The sequence below is a fragment of the Micromonospora sp. SL1-18 genome, from assembly GCF_047921505.1.
GTDB lineage: Bacteria > Actinomycetota > Actinomycetes > Mycobacteriales > Micromonosporaceae > Micromonospora.
In genome coordinates this window covers 1-273 of sequence record NZ_JBLROA010000265.1, presented here as the reverse complement: position 1 = coordinate 273, position 273 = coordinate 1, and the positions used below count along the sequence as shown (strand labels likewise).

The window sequence follows — 273 nt, the reverse complement described above, 5'->3', positions numbered from 1 at the left end:
TCGCCGCCCACGCCAGGAAGTCGCGGCGCCGGTTACGGATCTTCGCCTCGGTCCGGGCGATCTCGGCACGGACCTTGCGGGCACGGTGGGAGGTTGTCGCGCCGCGGTTGCGGCGGGCGGTCTCCTGCCGGCCGGCCTTCGACTTGAGTCGGGCCAGGTCGCGTTCCTGACCCGCAGTGGTGAAGGTACGGTGCCACATGCGGCCGTCGGACATCGCCAAGGCGACCTTCACGCCACGGTCGACGCCCACAACGGTGTCTGGTCGGGCGTGCG

Annotated in this window: 1 protein-coding gene; it reads right to left on the bottom strand. The window is 71.4% G+C overall.

Going from position 1 to position 273, the window contains the following annotated elements; genetic code table 11:
- The coding region (locus ACNAW0_RS30875; RefSeq protein WP_416291559.1) for a hypothetical protein at positions 1–214 on the bottom strand (214 nt) is incomplete at its 3' end.
- Positions 215–273: the final 59 nt, after the last annotated feature.